The 2,220-nt window shown below is 65.6% G+C and carries 4 protein-coding genes; 1 reads left to right on the top strand and 3 read right to left on the bottom strand.

Going from position 1 to position 2,220, the window contains the following annotated elements; genetic code table 11:
* The 3 genes from sdhD to AC1DOC_RS30355 all read right to left on the bottom strand — a co-directional run.
* A partial coding sequence (gene sdhD / locus AC1DOC_RS30345) for a succinate dehydrogenase, hydrophobic membrane anchor protein (protein WP_478131194.1) occupies window positions 1-244 on the bottom strand: 244 nt, incomplete at its 3' end.
* Between the two features lie 13 nt (window positions 245-257).
* The gene (gene sdhC / locus AC1DOC_RS30350) at window positions 258-704 is read right to left on the bottom strand and encodes a succinate dehydrogenase, cytochrome b556 subunit (RefSeq protein WP_012746575.1); all 447 of its coding nucleotides are present in this window, start codon (window positions 702-704) and stop codon (window positions 258-260) included.
* A 225-nt stretch (window positions 705-929) separates the two neighbouring features.
* Complete coding sequence (locus AC1DOC_RS30355; RefSeq protein ID WP_080515726.1) at window positions 930-1,688, bottom strand: GntR family transcriptional regulator; 759 nt, start codon at window positions 1,686-1,688, stop codon at window positions 930-932.
* Window positions 1,689-1,871: 183 nt separating this feature from the next.
* On the opposite strand from AC1DOC_RS30355, the gene AC1DOC_RS30360 reads away from it, so the two are divergent.
* Window positions 1,872-2,220: lactate/malate family dehydrogenase (locus AC1DOC_RS30360; protein WP_478131195.1), on the top strand; the 349-nt coding region annotated here is incomplete at its 3' end.

Consider the following 2,220-nt stretch of genomic DNA (forward strand, 5'->3'; position numbering starts at 1 on the left):
TGCCGACCCACACGTGGTAGAGCAGGGAGGCGATCACGCAGAAGGTCAGCACCTTCATCCACTGCGCGGCGAAGATGCCGGCCCACAGGTCGTAGCCGATGGGGCCGCGCGTGAAGATCAGCTGCGCGAGCAGGATGATCGTGAAGAGCGCCATCAGGCCGCCCGTGATGCGCTGGCTGAGCCAGTCGCGCAAACCGTAGTGCGCGCCGACGACGATGCGCTTGGAGCCGTAATTCACAGACATGGTTGGCTCCTTCTCAGTACAGGCCGAACAACTTGGCGCCGAGCACCACGGTGAGCAGGACGCTCAGGACCAGCGTGACCAGGGCGGAGCTGTGTCCGAACTCCTTGGTGACGGCGGCGTGGCTCACGTCCATCCAGAGATGGCGCAGGCCGGCGATGAAGTGGTGCAGGTAGGCCCAGATCAGCGCGAGAGCCACCAGCTTGATGAACCAGCCCGGAACGAAACCAAGGCCGCTGTTGAACGCGGCCTTGAACCTGGCGAAGGAGTAGTCGGACGAAAGCGAGGTGTCGAACATCCAGATGATGAACGGCAGCAGCAGGAACATGAGCACGCCGCTCACGCGGTGCAGGATCGACACGATGCCGGCCGGCGGCAGYCGGTAGGTCGTGAGATCGGTGAAGGCGTTGATGTTTCGGAATTCGCGGCGCGGCGGCCGGGGAGGAGTTGCAAGCTCTGTCATTGGGGGGAGGCTTTCGTGGCTTGGTGGCTTGTTCTGAGAGCGAACGCTTTTGTTTCTTCTGCGGAATGCAAACAACGCAAAATTCTATTGCAATGCACCATTGCGTGGCGGAGGTGCCCGCGTCGGCGCAGCGCTGCAGTCGGATGCTAGGGAGTTCGCGGCGTGTTGTGCGCGAATCTTCGGCGCTGCCATGCGGTGGGGTCGTGATGCCATCTGGATGCGCGCTCAGCCGAGCTGGTTGCGGTAGTGGTGCGTGTCGGTGCGGTAGAGGCCGCGGCGCAGTTCCATCGGCGTGTCGTGGTAGGTGTGGGCCAGGCGCTCCACGCTGAGCAGCGGCATCTGCAGCGGCACGTCGAGCAGCGCGGCCTGTTCCGCGTCGGGCAGCACGGCGCGGATCTTTTCTTCGGCGCGCACCATGCGCACGCCGAATTCGGTTTCGAACATGGCGTACATCGGACCCGGCCAGGCGCGCAGGCGTTCGGCCGTGAGGCCCTTGAACGGCGCGCCGGGGAGCCAGAGGTCTTCGAGGATGGTCGGGACGCCGCCGTAGGCGAGCACGCGCCGCACCTGCAGCACCGCGTCGCCCGTGCGCAGGCCCAGGGCGCGCGCCACATCGGCCGAGGCGCGCTGGCGGCGGCAGTCGACGATGGTGCGCTCGGCCGGACCCTCGGTGCTTGGCGTGCCGACATCGGGCACCAGCTTGAGGAAACGGTACTGCACATGCTGCTCGGCGTGCGTGGCGACGAAGGTGCCCTTGCCCTGGCGCCGCACCACGAGGTTTTCGGCCGAGAGTTCGTCGATGGCCTTGCGCACCGTGCCCTGGCTCACGCGAAAGCGCACCGCCAGGTCCATCTCGCTGGGAATGGGCTCGCCCGGCTTCCACTCGCCGGCCTGCAGGCTCTGCAGGATCAGCGTCTTGATCTGCTGGTAGAGCGGACTGAAGGAAGGCGTCGCAGAATCTTCGAGGACGGTGGGGGCATTCATGGCAGCGGTGGGTGCGCCGTGGCGGAACCCCGGAGCATATCTTATATAAGACATAAGACGAGGCCTGCTGAATCGGCTTAAAATGCGGGCCGGCCTGCGCCGCGGGAAGGATTCCCGCCCTGCAGGACCATCGGCGCCACGCGCGCCCGCCGATACCGTTTCACCACCTTCTGGAGTCTTCCCATGAGCAAAAAACCCGTCCGCGTTGCCGTCACCGGTGCCGCCGGCCAAATCGGTTACGCCCTGTTGTTCCGTATCGCGTCCGGCGAAATGCTCGGCAAGGACCAGCCGGTCATCCYGCAACTGCTCGAGATCCCCGACGAGAAGGCCCAGAAGGCGCTCAAGGGCGTGATGATGGAGCTCGACGACTGCGCCTTCCCGCTCTTGGCCGGCATGGAAGCCCATGGCGACCCGATGACCGCCTTCAAGAATGCCGACTACGCCCTCCTGGTGGGTTCGCGTCCGCGCGGCCCGGGCATGGAACGCGCCGAGCTGCTGGCCGTCAACGGCGCCATCTTCACGGCGCAGGGCA

The sequence above is a fragment of the Variovorax sp. 01T439_2 genome (assembly GCF_056398445.1).

Bases quoted from the DNA above. Each gene is read 5' to 3' on its own strand.
- AC1DOC_RS30355 (WP_080515726.1), bottom strand. From the start codon at position 1,688: ATGAATGCCCCCACCGTCCTCGAAGATTCTGCGACGCCTTCCTTCAGT.